9 protein-coding genes and 2 pseudogenes are annotated in these 18,159 nt (G+C 42.3%); 6 read left to right on the top strand and 5 right to left on the bottom strand.

Features of this window, described 5'->3' with window-relative positions:
- Positions 1-9: 9 nt before the first annotated feature.
- Both F4V72_RS24885 and F4V72_RS21510 read right to left on the bottom strand, forming a co-directional pair.
- Positions 10-246 (bottom strand): annotated as a pseudogene (locus F4V72_RS24885) (hypothetical protein); the annotation flags it as partial.
- A gap of 51 nt (positions 247-297) precedes the next feature.
- Positions 298-9,435 (bottom strand): annotated as a pseudogene (locus F4V72_RS21510) (Ig-like domain-containing protein); the annotation flags it as partial.
- Positions 9,436-9,669: 234 nt separating this feature from the next.
- Here F4V72_RS21510 and F4V72_RS21505 point away from each other — a divergent pair.
- From F4V72_RS21505 to F4V72_RS21480, 6 genes are read left to right on the top strand one after another with little or no spacing between them, the layout of a single operon-like run.
- Positions 9,670-10,116, top strand: a complete 447-nt coding sequence (locus F4V72_RS21505) for a hypothetical protein (RefSeq protein ID WP_001271664.1) — start codon at positions 9,670-9,672, stop codon at positions 10,114-10,116.
- Between the two features lie 4 nt (positions 10,117-10,120).
- On the top strand, positions 10,121-11,128 hold the full coding sequence (locus tag F4V72_RS21500; protein WP_053509242.1) for a hypothetical protein: 1,008 nt from the start codon (positions 10,121-10,123) through the stop codon (positions 11,126-11,128).
- Positions 11,118-12,335, top strand: coding sequence for a TolC family protein (locus F4V72_RS21495; RefSeq protein ID WP_023249533.1), 1,218 nt, complete (start codon positions 11,118-11,120; stop codon positions 12,333-12,335). Before F4V72_RS21500 ends, F4V72_RS21495 begins: the two co-directional genes overlap by 11 nt.
- Positions 12,336-12,378: 43 nt before the next feature.
- Entirely contained in the window at positions 12,379-13,572 is a 1,194-nt protein-coding gene (locus tag F4V72_RS21490) for an HlyD family efflux transporter periplasmic adaptor subunit (RefSeq protein ID WP_227005871.1), read from the top strand.
- A gap of 8 nt (positions 13,573-13,580) precedes the next feature.
- A complete protein-coding gene (locus tag F4V72_RS21485) occupies positions 13,581-13,982 on the top strand; it encodes a hypothetical protein (RefSeq protein WP_023249535.1) in 402 nt (133 codons plus the stop codon).
- Entirely contained in the window at positions 13,979-15,949 is a 1,971-nt protein-coding gene (locus F4V72_RS21480) for an ATP-binding cassette domain-containing protein (RefSeq protein WP_053529136.1), read from the top strand. The genes F4V72_RS21485 and F4V72_RS21480 overlap by 4 nt, the downstream gene beginning before the upstream one ends.
- 322 nt (positions 15,950-16,271) lie before the next feature.
- Here F4V72_RS21480 and rtsB read toward each other — a convergent pair whose 3' ends face one another.
- The 3 genes from rtsB to F4V72_RS21460 form a co-directional block, all read right to left on the bottom strand.
- Positions 16,272-16,559, bottom strand: coding sequence for a transcriptional regulator RtsB (gene rtsB, locus F4V72_RS21475; protein ID WP_072158706.1), 288 nt, complete (start codon positions 16,557-16,559; stop codon positions 16,272-16,274).
- A complete protein-coding gene (locus tag F4V72_RS21470; protein WP_053509246.1) occupies positions 16,556-17,431 on the bottom strand; it encodes an AraC family transcriptional regulator in 876 nt (291 codons plus the stop codon). The genes rtsB and F4V72_RS21470 overlap by 4 nt, the downstream gene beginning before the upstream one ends.
- A gap of 600 nt (positions 17,432-18,031) precedes the next feature.
- Positions 18,032-18,159 (bottom strand): IS3 family transposase (locus F4V72_RS21460; RefSeq protein ID WP_150342504.1); only part of this gene is annotated, 128 nt, incomplete at its 5' end.

Here is an 18,159-nt window from a genome sequence, read left to right as displayed (position 1 = left end):
ATTACCGGCGGGATCGGTGGCCGTTATGGTGTACTGATTCTCCCCCGACAGAATAACGGATTGCGGAACAGAAACATGCCAGTCACCAGAATCATTATCGACGCTAGCGGGATATTCCGTACCGTTAACCGTGACCTTCACCTGAATATCCTGATTGGCTTCCACCGTTCCCTGGAGGGTGACGGTACTATCAACACCGTCAGCCGTCGATCCCAGTGTGGGTTCGGCGGGCGGTTGCGTATCGATGGTCAGCCGCTCGTTCAGCGTATTTTCGTTCCCGGCAGCATCTTTAGCGGTAAGGGTATATTCATAAGCGCCGTCATTGAGGGACTGGTCAAGGGTAATTGTCCACTTCCCGGCGCTGTCAGCGGTTGTGGTGAACACCTTACTGTCGATGTTCAGTGTGATCGTCGCATTGGCTTCTGAAGTACCGGTAAAGGTTGGCGTATTGATGCTGGTGATATTATCACCTGCCGTCCCGGTATCACTGTTATCTTCCAGGGAAAGCACTGGCGGCGTAGTGTCGATTGTTAGCCAACCGGCAGACAACGAAGAGGTGTTTCCTGCTATGTCTTTAGCCTGTACGGTATATTGATAAATACCATCATCTAACGCATTAGCAGCCGGTAAGGTAAAGTGCCATCTACCGTCATTCCCCGCCTGGAAGGTATGTGTTTTCTTATTGAGCGTCAGAATAACGGTCGCTCCGGGTTCCGTTGTGCCAGTGAATGTCGGCGTTTTATCACGGGTGACATTATCTCCTTTGTTGCCGGTATCTGAATCTTCGGTAAGCGTGCCAGCGGTAGGCGCGGGTGAGGTAGAATCAACGGTGAGCGAACCGTTGGTCGGCGTAGACGCATTTCCGGCGGCGTCTTTGGCCTGTACCGTATAAATGTACGTATCGTCAGGCAGCGCATTTTCCGTCGGCAACGTGAAGCGCCATACACCGCTGCTATCGGCCTGGAACTCATACGTTTTGCTATTGATAGTGAAAATAATGGTTGCGCCTGGATCTGTCGTACCGGTAAAGGTCGGGGTGCTCACACTGGTGATATTATCGCCAGTGATACCCGTATCCGTATCGGCAGTCAGTTCCCCGACAGCCGCATCGGGCGGCGTTGTATCGATAGTTATTGATCCCGTAAAGGCATCAGATGTCGTACCTGCCGTGTTCTGGCCTTGTAGCGTGAAGTTATAAGAGCCGTCATTCAGTTCATCTCCGGCAGGTAAGGTAAAACGCCACGTGCCATCATTATTGACCGGTACGTCGTAACGTTTACCGTTGAGGGTCAAAATAACGGTGATATTAGGTTCTGCCGTACCACTGAAGGTGGGGAGATCCGTACTGGTAATATTATCACCGGGCGTACCCGTATCAGACTCGGTAGCAAGCCCACCATTTGGAATGGCAGGAAGGGCGAGATCGATTGTGATATTACCGTTAGTGGTTGCGGAAACATTTCCGGCGGCGTCTGTGGCTAACACTGTATAGGCATAGTTACCGGTTGCCAGCGCATCGGCCGAAGGTAAAGTAAAGGCCCATGTACCGTCGGTCGCCGTAGGGCATTCATATATTTTGCCGTTAATAGAAAGCGTGATAGTCGTTCCTGGTTCCGCTTTTCCAGTGAATTTGGGGGTTGTAATGCGCGTGATATTATCGCCCGCCACTCCCGTGTCATAACCGGGCGCAAGCCCGGCAGTGGGAGCTGTTGGCGGCATAGTATCAATAATGACCGAACCTGATTGTTCTGCGGATGTATTTCCGATAGCGTTTTTGCTCTGTAAGGTATAGGCGTAAGTCCCATCGGTGAGGATATCGTCTGCCGGCAACGTGAATTTCCAGGCGCCATCATTCCCTACCTGGATCTCATACGCTTTACCATTGATACGTAGAATAACGATGCTGTTGGGGTCAGCCTTACCACTAAATGTCGGTGTCGTTACGTTGGTGATATTATCTGTGCCGGTAGTGGCGTCGAGACCTCCGCCAGGGATAGTTGGCGCAGTGGTATTAATCGCCACCGATCCGGCGGTGGGCGCTGATATGTTCCCGGCGGTATCCTGAGCTAAAACAGTGTACTGATACGTTCCGTCTGGCAGCGAATGACCCACAGGTAATGTTATTGTCCAGGCACCGTCGCTCCCGGCTTTGGCCGTATAGTCTTTCCCGTTGATCGTCAAGATCACGGTAGCGTTCGCTTCCGCTGTTCCTGTAAAGGTCGGATTCTTTATATGCGTAATACCATCGCCTGTGACGCCACTGTCCGCACTTTCCGCCAGAGCGGCTACAGGAGCGTCCGGAGGGGAAGTATCAACAGTAAAATCGCCGTCATAGCGTGTTTCGTTTCCGGCATTATCCGTTGCCAAAACCTGATAAGAGTAGCCGCCATCCGTTAGTGTACCAGGGAGACGGAATGCCCAGTTTCCAGACGCATCGACTGCCACAGGATAAGTAGTGCCTGCAAAAATAACGACAATAGACGCGCCGGGCGCGGTTTTGCCCGACAGCGTGGGCTGGGTGTTGTTGGTTATCTGATCGCCCGTAACCCCGCTATCGCTTCCGGCGTGTAATCCAGCATTTGCTGAGGGCGGCGTATTTTGAACGGTAACATTACCGTTCACTTGTACGCCGCTTACGTTACCGCTGGCATCCGTCACTGTAATCGTGTATGGGTAGCTACCATCTGCTAATTTACCGGCCTCCGGCAGGGTTATGTTCCATTTACCATTATCGCCTGCAATAGCGGTATACGTTTTACCGTTAATCATTAACGTGACGGTCGCGCCGCTTTCTGTGGCTCCGCTAAAAGTTGGCGTAGTCTGATTCGTGAGATGACTGCCGAGCGCCCCGGTTTCGCTGGCGATATCCAGCCCGCCGGTTAAATAATCGGGAGCAGTGGTGTCAATCGTGATGGTCGCCGTAGAGGATGTCGTATTGCCTGCGCTATCAGTGGCAGTGACCGTGTAATGATAATCCCCATCCGTTAAGGCATGAGTCAACGGTATCGTCCATGTTCCGTCTACGTTAGCTGTGGTGGTATACCGATTACCGTCAATCGTGAGCGTAATCGTGGCATTGGCCTCAGCGGTTCCCATGAGTGTGGGCGTGGTATTGTTAGTGACATTGTCCGCTTTGGCGCCGGAGTCCGTATCGTCACTCAGTCCATTTATCTGGAGGTGAGATACACTGTCGATTGTGATCTTCCCCATTATCGGAGGGGATTGATTACCTGCCACATCTTCGAGCGAGATAGAGTAATCATGATCGCCATCGCGTAATGGACTGGTAATGGCGAGTTTCCAGTTACCATGCTGATCGGCAACGGTTTTATAGGTTTTACCGCCAATCGTGACGATAACCGTGACGCCAGTGGGCGCCGTACCAGAAAAGTTAGGTTTTGTATTACTGGTGATGGTATCTCCGGTATCGCCAGTATTGCTATCAATATCCAGGCCGCCAGTCACTAAGCCCGCCATATTTCCACTCTGAATATTCAACTCGCCGTTGAGAGGCGTGCTGACGTTTTGCGCAAGGTCAGTAATGGAAACAGTATAGTTATGCGTACCACTATTTAATGGCGTGTTGACAGTGACTTCCCAGTTCCCCTGGTTGTCCGCTACCACCGTATGCGTTTGCCCGCCAATCGTGAGCGTTATCGTGGCACCAGGTTTTGTTTTGCCTGTAAAAACCGGCGTTTCATTGTTAGTGATAAAATCGCCTAATACCCCACTGTCCGTAGCAGCGCTGAGTCCTACCGTTGTGGTTGGTGGCGTGTTATCAATGACGAACTGCCCGCTAATGGTCGATGATTTTCCTGCGGTGTTAGTCGCTGTCACGGTGTAGCTGTAACTATTGTTTGATAAGCCGGGGAGCGCCAGAGTCCAGTTGCCATCAGCGGTAACGATGGGGGTATAAGTCATGCCGTTGATTGTCACTATCACCGTTGCGCCTGGTGTGGTCGTGCCTTTTAACGTTTGATCGTTATGATTACTCCAGCCATTGGCGATATTCGGATCGGCAGTAGTATCCAGTCCGCCTGTTAGCGCTACGCTGGAGTTATCGACGGTAAGCGTTCCGGTAATCGTAGGGGAAAGATTACCCGCCTTATCGACAGTCGATATGCTGTAGTCATAATTACCGTCCCGCAACGTTTCCGGCACGGTAAAGCTCCATTTACCGGCGTTATTGGCGGTTACGGTGTAGTTTTGCCCATTAAGCGTAATCGTGACTTTCAGACCGGCTTCCGTGCTTCCGCTAAACGTAGGCGTGGAGTTGTGAGTAATGTTATCGCCCTCGATGCCGGTATCGCTGGCGTTGTCCAGCCCGCCGGTCAACGTCGGAGGAACGGAGTCGCGGGTGATTCTAACGGTGTAAGTGGTTTCCAAACCATAACTATTGGTTACGGTAAGACTCCAGGTGAAGTATCCGCCCTGGGGCGTATCTGCCGGGAATTCTGACGCAGGCAACTGGATTTTCCAGTTGCCATCCGCGTCAACGACGGTGGTTAAAGGGCCTGACCCGCCTGAGTTTTTTCTGATGGTAATCGTATCGCCTGGATTACCGCGTCCGACGATAACCGGCGAGGTGTCCGTATAGAAAATACTGTTAGTTGAGCCAGCAGTGCCAATGAGATAATCTTCATGACCGCCAAATTGTGCATTAGGCGCGGCGACGACATTGCTAATTGTGCCATGAAATACGCCGCTATTCCCCGCAGCATCGGTAGACGTTATGGTGTAATCATAACGTGTATTGGGAAGAAGATTTGCATCCTGTAACCAGATTTGCCAGTTACCATTACCGTCTGACATGGTTGAGTAACGTTTTCCGTTGATCTCTACAATAACTTCCCGATTAGGTTCTGCTTTTCCATTAAACGTCGGCGTAGCCCACCGGGAGGCTGAAGGATCATTCGGTGTCGCATCGCCAGGACGAAGTCCCCCGGTAATTTCCGGCGGCGTATGGTCTATGGTGAAGGAACCGTTAAATGAGGTGACCGAGTGTCCGACAATCTCTGTCAGTTTGTAGTGATATTCCCCTTCAACGAATGGCCCTCCCGGTAATGTAAACGTCCAGGTGCCATCGGCATTAACCGGAATAGTATATTCCTGCGCATTAAACTCAATACGTAATGTGGAACCGATACTCGCTTTGCCGCTTAATGATGGTGAGGCATTTTGTGTCTGGTTATCGCCGACTACGCCAGTATCATCTTCGGGGGAAAGAAATCCGATCAGAGTACTGATTGTCACCGAGGCGGAGTGGGTGGTTTCTGTACCAAATTTATCCTTGAAAGTCAGCGTATAATCATGTGTTCCTGAACTCAGCGGCGCGCTGCCAGGCACCGTAAACGACCACTTTGTTCCCCCGGCGGTAATCGTTAACGGATAGGTTTTACCGCCGATGGTAATGGTGCCGCGCAAGTTGTCGCTAGGCTGGCCTCCGGCGATGGTGCCTTCCAGCGTCGGTTTGGTTACTGATGTCAGGTTATCGCCTTTGGTATCGCTATCCGTCTCGTCAGAGAGCCCGCTAGTGATGGTCAGTTTACGCTTACAAATATAGATGGCGTCAGACGTAGTGGTGGTATTACCGGCCGCATCGGTCGCTGTGACAGAAAAACGAATGGTGTGATAATTGCCATTATCCTGAACCAGGCCCGCAGGAAGGGTGAATTTCCATGTTCCATTGCTGGCGATATCTGTGACGTTATAGGTTTTATCATTAATGCGAATGGTCACTTTTGAGCCTGCTTCGGCTCTACCTGTGAGAGTGGGGGTAAGGTCATTAGTCCAGTATCTGTCTTTGTCGCCCGTATCGCTGCTGCTGTGTAATTCAGAGCTCGTTAACGATGGCGCTGTATTATCAGTAGTAACACTCCCTTTAGTGGTGGTTTTATTTCCGGCTTTATCCGTGACGATAATTGTATAACCGGCCTTATAATTAGGCGGCAAACCCCAGGTTGGACCTTGCAGTGTCCAGTCCCCTTTATGGTCTGCCGTGGTGTGTCGTATCTGACCATCTATATGCAGGGTGATCGTAGCGCCTGGTTCGGTTTTGCCGGTAAAAACGGGCCGGGTCGTTTTAGTGATCATATCCCCTTTGATGCCGGTATCTGAATCGCTCGTTAATCCCACTGTCGATAGGGGGTTAAGGGTATCAATAAAAATATTATTCGTGGTGATGGCGGATAACCCGGTACCGGTATCCGTTGCAGTCACCGTATATTCGCTAAACCCTTCGTTCAGTGCGTGGGTTACATCAATGGACCAGGAGCCGTCAGCCGCCGCCGTTGTGGTATAACTTTGCCCGGCGATGGTCAGGACGATCACCGTATCCGGCGTGGCCTGTCCGACAATTTTCGGCGTATTGTCATTTGTAATATTATCGCCCTTGATGCCGCTGTCGCTATCAGCATCCAGCTGCGCTGTAACTTTAGGCGGTACTACGCCTGATGGGACATAATTAAAATTACCTGTAATTGTTGCCGTGTTTCCGGCGAGATCTTCTGAGGTTACGGTATATTCATTCAGGCCGGGCTCCGCATCTTTGGGCAAGGTCAGTTTCCACCTTCCGGTGTCATCTACGGAAGCCGTATAGGTCATGCCTTTGATGGCGACGGTGACAAGGCTGCCAGGTTCCGCCATGCCGCTGAGCATCGGGCGGACAAGCTGGGTAGTATTATTCCCCGCCGTACCTTCCATTACGCTGGAAAGATCAAGCCCGCCGCTGAGTTGGGAAACGGTATCAACAGAAAACAGATGTTCGCTGCTTGAGGTGTTGCCCGCTTTATCAGTAGTGGTGACCGTATAAGTGTATGTTGCATCAGGAAGGTCGTCCGGTATTGCATAGTGCCAGGTACCATCAGCCCCAGCTTTCAATGTATGGCTCACGCCGTTAAACATAATTTCTATGTCAGCTTCGGGCTCCGTCGTACCGGTAAGAATGGGGCGGATAACATTCGTGATATTGTCCTGAGTATTCCGTCCGCTATCCGATGCTTCGTCTAAACTTGCTTCAGATGAAGGAGGGGTTGTGTCCACGGTAATGCTGCCTGATGCCGTCGCGCTGGTGCCCACCGCATTTTCAACTTTTACCGTATATTCATATGTCTCATCCGCAAGCACATCCGGGAGCGTTAAAGACCAGTTACCGTCTGTATCGGCAGCGACACGGTATTCCACATTATTGATGGTCAACACCACGGAGGTATTTGGCGTTGCTGTACCGTGGAAGGTTGGCTGATTAATGTGTGTGATACCGTCACTGTTACTCACGCCGCTATCATCGCTTTCACGCAGGCTTACGGTGATTTCCGGGATACTGGTATCAATAACCAGCGTCATATTCCCCGTGGTTTCGCTCATATTTCCCGCATTATCTTTTGCGGCCACGGTAACGTCATAGCGGCCATCTGCCAGCGGCGTATCCAAAGTGAGCTGCCAGTCGCCATTTTCATCAGCCTGAAGAGAATAAATATGGTCATCAATAGTGACGAACACTTCCGTATGAGGCTCTGATTTTCCGCTCAGAGTTGGGGTAGTAATATTGGTGATGTTGTCGCCGGAATCGCCGGAATTGCTATCGGCGTCAAGGTACACCGTGGGGGCAGACGGAGGGGTGGTATCAAGCGTAAATTTACCTTCTAATGGCGAGGAAGCACTATTACCTGCGGCATCCGTTACCGAAAGCGTATAAACATGCTCGCCATCATCTAATACCAGGTCTTCTGGCACTTTCCAGGTCCATAGCCCATTTTCATCAGCCTGGACAGAGAACGATTTACCGGCCAGCGTAACGGTAATGATCGCTAAAGGCTTGGTATTTCCGGTTAATAGGGGATGTGGGTTATTGGTAACGCCGTCAGTGTTGCTGCTACCTGTATCTGATTCTGTCGATAATGTTGCCGTTATTGTCGGAGGCTGGGTATCAATTGTCACTTTACCGGTTTGCGTAGCGCTATTCCCGGCAATATCGGTCGTTTCAACGGTAAATTCATAGCTACCGTCGTTGAGCGCCGGAGTGATTTCAAGTTTCCACTGCCCTTGTCGATCGGCAATGACTTCATAAACGTTGCCATCGAGGGTCAAAATAACATGGGCACCGGGTTCCGTTTTTCCTGTCAATACTGGCTGGGGAATATTCGTCAGAAAATCGCCCTGCTGTCCGGAATCCGTGGCGGCGGATAGCGCAAATGTAGCATCAGGCGCGGTCGTATCGATAGTTACGGTGTTATTCACCGTTGCGGTATTTCCTGCCTCATCGGTAGCAGTAACCTGATAATGATATACCCCATCTGGCAAATTCGTACCTGGAGATAAATACCACTGACCGTCTGCATTGGTAACGGTGGTTAACGTCATGCCGCCAATAATAACATTAATGATGGAACCCGGTTCGGAAGTGCCCTGAAGCACAGGTTTGGGATTATTGGTTATCGAATCACCGACAATGCCGGAGTCTGACGCAGGGGCAAGTGAGGCAGTGAGCCCGGAAACTTCACTATCGATTACGACGGTGGTAGTAGATTTCACCGTTTTGCCGCCGCTATCGGTGATAGTAAAGTTTATCTCATACTGCCCATCTGGTAGAGGAGAAGAGAGTTGTAAGGTCCATTTACCATCTTTATCAACAGTTAACGGGTAGTGCGTCTTGTCTATTATAAGGCTTGCCGTCGCGCCTGGCGTAGCATTGCCGGTAAAGGTTGGTGTAGTAATATTGGTAATACCGTCTCCTGTTTTGCCGGAATCGGCCTTCGCATCCAGTTGACCGGTAATAAAAAGAGGAACCTCTGGCGTAGGTAATGGCTCCAGGGCCTTTTCTGCCTGCTCGCTTGATGAAGAACTTGATGACGCCGGTGGGACTGGCGGTGTAGCGGGTGGTGTGGGAGCGTTATTCACGACCTCTTCTTCGGCAGGTTTTAAATTTTTAGAAAGTTCTTGCTTTGCTTTTTTGTCAATAATTTCTTTCTTTTGTGATAATTGTTCGTTTTTTTCGAGCTGTATATTTTCTTTTAAATCTGTAGTCTGCTGTTTGAGGAGTTCCTCATACTCTTTGATTTTTTGCTGTAAAGATTCTTCCAGAGCTTTATTTATATCAGCAAAAGTATCTTTTACCTGTTGTTCTGACTCATCCTTTGTAGTTTCTGGTGTGGATTCATCGCTTACTAACTTGTCAGCCAGGTAGACTGTATCTAACCCAAGCTGATAAGTTTTTATAGAAGAGATAATATGATCCTGATTAATTGTTTTTCCCGTGGTATCACGTAACTCAACATTTCCCAAAACCAGGTTGGTTAAGCCATCTTTTAAAGTTGTGGTATTACCATTAGAGGTCGTAACTATCAAGTCAAAACCACTTACTTTGTATGATTTTATATCAGAAATAGTTTCTGGCTTAAGGTTGGTATTATCTGTTGAGGAGGTGTTTTCTTTCATTGTCATACTGCCTATTTCCTAATGATAGTTGAACGGGTAGCTGAAAAAATAATAATTTTAATAGTGTGCTAACTTGTTTTTAGCGAAGTTTAATTTTACATTCCTGCCAGTTCGAAATAAATCAAGCAATATGCCAATGGTCTAAAGTTATAATATGTCAGGCCTATGCTTATATGTCTGAATAGTACTTATTAATTATAATTAAATCATGTCCAACAATACCAAGAAAAAGCTATGAGTGCAGAAGAAAATAATAGTGATGAAGAACTGGCGCCAATGGTTGATGGGCTAAGCGGAGCGCTTTGTATTCTGATACTTGTTTCTACAGTATTCATACTCTCAAGCACTGATTCAATTGTGACATCTGATGGTGGAGCATTAAAGTTCAGAGACTCATTTACTAATCTTAGTAAAAATACCATTTACTATAGTGGCGCTGTTTCACTTTCATCGTCTGATCTTTATCAAACCCGCAAGCACTTAGTTGACTCTGGGAAAAAGAAAATCACGCTCTATGGCGCAGTATCTAAATCTGTAGAAAACCATAAAGCAAAAAACACGTTTAATTTATTGAAGATTTATACAGACTTAAAATTACCTTCTGATATAGAAGTGGAGTTCAAAGAAGGGGATTCGTCTGCATGTGAAAAAAGTCTATCTTGTATTTACTGGAGTAATTAAATAAATGTATTTTCTGGGTCTGGTTTTTTATATATTAACAGCGGTATGCTACTTATTATTTCCTGCCATTAAAAATATGGTCAATCAGGCCGCTTTTCTGGCACCGCAAATTACGTATGCATGTGGAGTATTATTTATATTACCGCTGCTCCTTTTTTTAACGCATTGGGTATTCCGATTAAAGGCAAGGAAATACTACGCTTTACTGGCAACGCAAACTAAACTCGCGGCTTCAGTGGCCGTCTCCTTAGGCCTGATTGGTACCTTTATGGGATTAACCGACATGGTTTCGGCCATTTCCGGTTCTCTGGGGGGAGAAGGCGATCTTGCAGCAAAAATGGGGGCAATGATTTCATCCATTTCATCGGCACTGACAGCAATGTCATTTGCGTTCCTGACATCTATATTAGGTGTTACGGTATCAGTATTACTTTTGGTAAGCCTAAATTTTTGGGAATTTTATTACGAGACGGAGAATAATACTGGAAAAAACCCAGAGAAAGTACCTTCAGAAAATGAGCTCCACGCTTTACTCAACAGAATAACGCTACTGGAAGAAATTAATACTAATATCGCAAATAAACTAGTTTATATTCCAGAGAATACAGACCTTTCAGAGTTATTAGTGGTAAACAGCAATACTATGGCTGAGAATTTATTGCAAATAAATACCACTGTGAAAAATATTGAAAAAGTAACAAAAGCATTTGCTGAGGTAAGTGATAATGCGCTTGTTAGTATTAATGCATCGCTAATGGATGTTAATCAAAGCAATATGGTAGCGAGTGAAAAAATTATTGCTGGTAATGAGCATTTAATGGATTTAAATGTTGGTGTTAACGCATTGCTGGCATTAATGAAGAAAAACTCTGAGTTTAACGAGGAAATGGAAAATAAGAAGACTGAACAGCTTAAAGTCATTATTGACAGGCAGGAAAGTTATTTCCATGAACAGTATAAGTTTAAGAAAAAAATGAAGCAGATTGTAGAGGTGCTGACTAATGAAAACTAATTTTATCATCATGGGGTGCCTGTTTTTTAGCCCATTAGCTTTGGCTGGTCAGGACACTTTACACTATGCAGATTTTATTAATGAGATGTATAAAGAATCAGATATGATCAAGGCTAAGGCCCTGGAGCTTGAATCAGAATTGTTACGTGCGAAACAAACTGACCTCTATTTTATGCCTAAAGTTTCCGCAGAAAGCAAGTATAAATCAGATGCCTCTCGCGGTGACATAACTGATTCAAAAATAACTGCTAGCTCTTTGATTTTTAGTACAACTATTGTTGACCGTTTTAAAGAGAAGAATAGTCGAATTCATAGTGCTGAACTGTCGCTTCTGAAGGAAAAAGAAAGCTTGTATAAGTCACTGGTAGAGAATTTAATTGGTATAAAATATTATAATAATCTTGAGGTAAAGGCGACTAAATTAGAACAGACAGCCATTGATTTATACCGTCAAATTGAGGGGCGATATCTATCTGGTATCGCTAAAGCAAGCGATGTTGAGCAGGCTCGCCTTTTGATCCAGAAAATAAAGACTGAGTCAGAGAGTATTAATAAAGAGATTGAACTACTTAAGTCTAATATAGAATTAGCTACCGGCATTGCTTTTCCTGAGCGGGGTGTTAACTTACCCGATAGTATAATTAATAAAATTAACGGCTATAATATTAATGAGAAAGAAATTTATAATAATATTGATTATAAATTATTGAACGAACAGGCTAATGCTGCAAAATTTAACGCCTGGCAGCAAGATTCATTAGTTCAGGTTAGTCTGGTCGCAGAGGAAAGATATAATAATAGTCAAAGGATTGATAAAGATTCATGGGGGGGCATTCAGGTTTCGGTAAACCTATTTGATTATGATAAAAAGATTGCTAGTCAAACCGGTATAAAATCATACCAGGTATTAAAGACAAGGATGGATTTTAAATATAAAGAATTGTTGGCAAAAATGAAATCATTACAACTGACGATAAATTCTAATCAAAAGGAACTTAAAGGATTAGAAGAGCAAAGCAGAACTACAGAAGTGATTTTAGCTAATCAGAAAAGAGAATATAATATCTCACAATCATCTTATTATGAAATGTTAAACACGCAATACGACTATTTTGCATTAGAGCGGAAAATGGTTGAAATGAAAATTAGTGATGCTATCAACAAGATATCTTTGCTACAGGTATCTGGCGAACTGTTAAGTTTGTGATATGAACAATAACCTACTATCGCGAAAGATGTTAGCGGTCTTTATGACCGTTGCTGTTTTGATTGTTTATATTTGTGTGGCGAAAATTGATATTGTCTCTCCTGGTACTGGCGTGATAACCGGTGCTTCAGATAAACTAGTAATAGTCAGTCCTGATTCAGGATTTATTAATAAATTTGATTTAAGAACTGGCTCAAAGGTTAATATCGGAGATATACTTTTTTCGTATACGAACCTTGATGTCTTTCACCAGGAAAAAACACTTAATGAGTTAGTATTATTTGCAGACAGACGGATCGTTAGCCTGGAAGAGGATCAGCGATTGCTTAAAATACTCCTGGCTGGAGAAATATCCGAGGAAAGTGAGTTTAGTACGGAAAATAAAGATTTCTTCAGTCAGGAACTTAGTGCTTATAAGCTTTTGAATGAGTATTTTTCTTTAAGAAATGAAGAAAAGAATTTAAAGCTCAGAGAGGAGAAGATGATTGAAGAAAAAAACGATCTTCACGATCGATTGCTTCTTTTGAAAAGGAAAGGAAATTTACTTAAATCGGCCCGTGCGCCAGAAATAGAGATAATAAATAATAAAACTGAAATAAGTCAAATTATATCTCAAATAACTACAGGGGAGATCAGTTTACTCTCATTACAAAATGACATTAAGCTGGCAAACAATAGGTTTCGTAGTAGCGTCCTTGAGCAACTCAATAACAATGCTGAACAACTGGAACAGTTACGTAGAGAACGTCTTGAAAATCGGGGACAATTGGAACTACTAAGAAATAAAATTAAGGCTAATAGTGTTTTATCACCGACGAATGGCATAATATTAAGTATTGAACGTAGCTTTGAGAAGGGTTCTTATGTTGAAAACTCACAGCCAGTAATGACAATAAAGAAAAGTAATGAAAGTAAAGTCATTGATGCTCGTATTTTAGCAAAATACAGGCCTTTTATCTTTATGGGCACAACGGCAAAAATTACTGTGAATTCACCTGGCTATAAAAAAACACTCTCAGGTGAAATTACGAGGATAAGTGCTGATTCGTTCTCAGATGATGAAAAAAATGGTGCTGAACGTTATTACAAAGTTGAAATAAAGCCAGATGATAAAATTATAGTCCCTCCTGAGTTAGAGGGTGTCCAGGTTAATGTATATGCGCTAAGTAAGAAAGTGACTCTGTTAAATTACATTACAGCGTTAGTCGGCGATAATATTGTATTTAATGTATGGTAACGTAAACTATGCTTGGATTTGTTTCTGCATTATCTTCCGCTGTGGCAGTAATGATATTATTACTGTCTGTATTATTAGCTAATTTGCTATCTGTAGCTATAACGAAAGACAATAAGCTTGATTCGGCAAATCTAACCTATGAAGCTGATAATAAAGATCAGACTGACGTTGTCATGGGTAAAGGATTTTCTTTGTCAGTCAAGGATCTCTTGCCGTTACGTTCATCTGATGCTGCAGTCAGACTATATTGTACATATGGTAATAATTTAAGTCTTGAGGTGGCCAAAAAATACACCACTTATAATTATATCGTTGCCAAATCAGCCTTAGGAGATAAAGAAATTATTGTAGAACAACCGATCTATGAAACTAAAAAAAATAATTGCATTGTAGAAGAAGTGAAAAAATGAATAGTAACTTTTTTGAAATTATTAGGAAATATTGTCTTGTTGAAGACATTGATTTTGTTTTTAAAAATAAAAGCAAAGATATGTGTGATGTATTACAGAACTTTAATGATTATGTAAATAATCACTTCTTTGACTATAAAATAACCACTGATAATTCTTACGATTATACTCATCTACCAAAAACATTTATAGTAGAGTGGACTGAATCTTATTTTTTAATTATACAAAAAGAAAAAAATAAGCTAATTAATTTAACATCTACAGATATCGTCACACAGGACGACTTACTTAGTAAACGAATATTTTACTTGTCAAAAGAATTAAAAAATATAAATGATGTGGATGTTTTCGATGCTATCAAAAAGATGACACCTGGGGCGAGTTATTTTGCTCTTGGTTTGATTTTCTTTGCCTTGATGACGCCACTTTATTCAAACTTGTTTAATACTCGTTTGATTTACAGTGATTCTTATCATTCTGTTTTCTTTGTTACCGGAATATTTATAATTTTTGTTATCTTTGAGCTTATTTTAAAAAGCATTATTTATGACAAAGCGTCTTCTCAGATTAAAAGTAACAATATAAAATGCAATGCTTTTTTTTTATATGCTTTAAAAATTTCAAACTGCAGAAATGCGGCAGTAAAGATACGTACTATTGAATCTTCTGTAGCATCATTTTGGGAATCTTATCCTTTAATCTCAGTAGATTTCTCATTAACATTTTTGTTTATTATATGTCTTTTTGTAATGATGGGGGGGTATGCTTTCCCCTTGTTTATCTATTATATAGCGTTAGCTTTTCTTTGTGTTCATATCCGTTTTTCTGCATATAAAAAAACGTTGCAAACAAATAGCGTCAGTTATGAAAAAATGTCTACATTAATATCATTAGAAGAAAAAAGAAAAGAGTTGAAGTTTCTACGCAGCACCTTTTTTGAAAAGCTATTGATGGATAAAACTAATCGTGACGAATATACCAAAATGGAAATGAATATTGAAAATCATCATTGGGCTGAAATGATAAAGGCTAACTCTTTTGTTTCTATGATTGTGATGTTTATTTCATCCTATTTTGCTGTCGTCAATGGTAGTTTGACGACAGCCTCTATTATTGCCATTATGATTATCAACTCTCGGCTCTCAGGGGCTTTAGTTGGGGGCGTTAATAAGTTATATTTATCACGATTACATTCGTTTCACATCATGAATAGTTTAAGCGAGCTATTAAAAGATAAAGATACATTTGTATCGCATAGCGGTATATATATATCACGGATTCAACAACTATCAGTTGAAAAATTATCTATTTCGTTTGCCGAACGAAAACTGATCGAACCGCTCTCATTTACGGCTGTTCCTGGAGATTTTATTGGCATTGTTGGTGCATCAGGAGCGGGTAAATCATCTTTAATTAAAGCACTGTCAAACTCTATTAATTGCTATACAGGGTCAGTTAAGCTAAATAATGTTGATATAACACACATTTCTGAAGAGTATATACAGAGCTGTATCGCTTATCACTCTACAAACAGCTCTTTTATAAAGGGCTCGCTTCGTGAAAATTTCATGATATATGGTGTTGTTGATGATAGTGATATCATAGAGATATTAACTTTATGCTGTAGAAATCTTATTCTTTCGAAAGAAAACGTAGACGAAAAATTTGTTGATGAGCTAAACCTTTCCAATGGGGAAAAACAAAAAATTTTATTATGTCTCGCATTATTTAAAAAACCGGAGATGGTGTTCTTGGATGAATCGACATCTTATCTTTCAACCGCTGACGCTTTAGATTTTCTGGAAAGAATAAAATATCTTTACTCAGATAGTATTGTCATTTTTGCGACCCATGATATATCACTACAAAGGTTATTTACTCGAAAGATTGAACTCTCACATGAACATTTAAGAACTGTAAGTTGTAATACAACGATAAGTATTCCGAAAATGAAACTGAATGGATGAAAAGGTTTAGGTTAGTATGTATGGGATTAAAACGGTAGTGTTTTTGGTAGTGGCGATTTAAGCCAGATTATATACAATATGTAAATGTAAAGCGGTGATATGAATATTACCGCTTATAAAACTATTTGATCATTTTCTGGCTCAATGAATCTATTGACGTCACGAAAAAACCTATATTATAAATAACTATTGTAGTGAAATCATAATATCTGAAACTGTAAGATTACTGACATGACTGCACCTCCAATAGAACGTTACTATGTGACCAGTACTTTACTGTTAGTCTATTTTAATCATGGTATTTCTGAATTTTATGATCAAATCAAGTTATCTCTAATGAAATAGAAAACTCAGTTAACATTAAATGAATTAGTTCCACATCAGTAGTGATAGCCATTTTTCTATAAGCTGATCTTTTTTGGGTTGAAATGGTCTTGATGTTTCGATCTAATAAGTTTGAACAGCTTTTTACCGATAACCCTGCTGCGATATAATAAATAACCTTTTTTTCGCTCAACGTTAAATTAAACTTTTCAGCGAGTAAGAGGATGCCATTTTTTATGTTAATATGCTTTAACTTATTCTTATACTGCATTGCTATATATCTCAGTTGACAAATTGATATTGAGAGGAAGACAAAAAAGATAGGAATTCTGATGGCGTTGTTTTAAAATGTTTTTTAAAAACACATGTAAAATAAGAAGCACTATCATAGCCACACATATACGCCACACGAGTAACATTATACTCACTATTGCGTAGAAGCTTTGCCGCTTTATTCATTCGCGCATTAAGGTAAACCTCGCTGAATGAGGTGTTCTCTTGTTTTAGTTTCCTTTTTAATGTGGAGCAACTCATATAAAGTGAATCAGAAATATCCTTGAGTGTCCATTTTCGACTTATGTCACTTATAATAATATTATAAATATTTTCGGCTACTGAATTTTGCGATAGTTCTCTAAAGAGATAAAATGCTTCAGGTTCATAGATGAACTCTGAAAGTAGAAATCTTATTAAATATTCTCTTTTATCTTGTGGCAACTTCTGGTTTTTATTTGAAGAGTGTAAGAGGTTGAATACTCTTGCCACTCCTGTTTCTATTGGCGCTAATAAATGCTTTGTTGTCGGTTTTGTCGGGGGGGCCGAAAACTCTGCATGTTCATACAGAAAAAAGTTATAAGCATTTTTGATTGATGCTGAATCTAATTCAATTAAATTATAATTTAACTTTTCATTGGTCTCTTCCAGGGTGATATGAATAGTTTGCTCTTTAGCCAAAAATATTAACATTGGTCCTGTTGTTGTAATATACTCTCCGGACGATGACGTAATTGAAATTTTACCTGTGGTGAGCTTGATGAGCACGGACTGCAGTAAATTTAACCCCTGAAGAGATAAGGACTTCCGCTGCCAATTTTGTGCTGATTGTAAATATTCAATGTTCCCCACCGGGATAGGTGAGGAATTAAACTCTTTTAGCATGATAACTACCTTTTATTAAATGTGTGTAAATTAAAATTTATGCTAACAAATATAAAAGAGAACTGATGAATATAATTATGTGTGTTGGCTATCTTAAAGTTTCAGGCTTTGATCTTTTCATTTTCTATTGAAAATGGTATTTTATATTCTATTGTTATATATTATAATATCGTTAAAAAATTATGTCGCGTATAAAAAAAAGATGAAAATTTACAAGAATTGGCTCATATTATTATAAAGTCATCTCTTTAAAATTTGAATTAAGTAATAATCACACTTGATTTTTAGAGGTGATCTCTTTAATTTCATGGGAACGGTTAGCATGAGGTACGGGATCTGGTGTTAATTTGAGATAAGTTTTCTCTGAGTTGTAAATATTAACGATCTCGATTGGGAAAGGGCATACAAAGCGGTAAAGATATATTGCGATGGGCAGAGGGCGTAGAGATATCCGGGAGTTTGCGGGGATGGGAAGGATTGTGTTGAATGGCTGGCTTCGTGAACAATCGTGTAGCGCGCTATTAGGTTTTTTTACTGTGCGTATCCGTTAGGTTTATGCTTTTACTGGAGTGACCACGCTCCGGTAGACAGTTTCTGTCCTCACGGTGAGGCCTTTTCGAAGGCCTCTGGGCTGACGCCACCGAGGTGGCTGTGGCGTCGGGTACGGTTGTAGAACACTTCAATGTAATCGAAGATATCCGCCCGGGCTATGTCCCGGGTTTTATATA

Source organism: Salmonella enterica subsp. diarizonae (assembly GCF_008692785.1).
GTDB lineage: Bacteria > Pseudomonadota > Gammaproteobacteria > Enterobacterales > Enterobacteriaceae > Salmonella > Salmonella diarizonae.
The sequence above is the reverse complement of the archived record's forward strand: the minus strand, read 5'-3'. Positions and strand labels throughout refer to the sequence as shown.